At 59.9% G+C, this 699-nt stretch carries 1 protein-coding gene; it reads left to right on the forward strand.

The genetic code is table 11. The features are described 5' to 3' along the window. Positions 1–7: 7 nt before the first annotated feature. Positions 8–699: ribonucleotide-diphosphate reductase subunit beta (locus HX846_RS34495; protein ID WP_256740281.1), on the forward strand; the 692-nt coding region annotated here is incomplete at its 3' end.

Consider the following 699-nt stretch of genomic DNA (forward strand, 5'->3'; position numbering starts at 1 on the left):
CGCCGCGATCATCCGGGCCAAGGCCGCCCTCGACAAACTCGACGTCGCCGAAGGCCTCGCCGAACTCGAAGGCTCCGCCGCCCGCGTCGCCGTAGACGAAAAGCGCATGATCAACTGCCGCGCCGACCTCAACCAACTCGTACCCTTCAAGTACGACTGGGCCTGGCAGAAGTACCTCGACGGCTGCGCCAACCACTGGATGCCGCAAGAGGTCAACATGACCGCCGACATCGCCCTGTGGAAAAACCCGGAAGGCCTGACCGACGACGAGCGTCGCATCGTGATGCGCAACCTCGGCTTCTTCTCCACTGCGGATTCGTTGGTCGCGAACAACCTGGTACTGGCCGTGTACCGCCTGATCACCAACCCGGAGTGCCGCCAGTACATCCTGCGCCAGGCCTTCGAAGAAGCGATCCACACCCACGCCTACCAGTACTGCATCGAATCGCTGGCCATGGATGAAGGCGAGATCTTCAACATGTACCACGAGATTCCATCGGTCGCCAAAAAGGCTGCCTGGGGCTTGAAGTACACCCGTTCGATCTCCGATCCGAAGTTCGAAACCGGTACCGTTGAGACTGACAAAGAGCTGCTGCGCAACCTGGTGGCCTACTACTGCGTACTGGAAGGCATCTTCTTCTACTGCGGCTTTACCCAGATTTTGTCCATGGGCCGTCGCAACAAAATGACCGGCGTGGC

Origin of the sequence: Pseudomonas sp. K5002 (assembly GCF_013386655.1) — a bacterium.
Taxonomy (GTDB): Bacteria; Pseudomonadota; Gammaproteobacteria; order Pseudomonadales; family Pseudomonadaceae; genus Aquipseudomonas.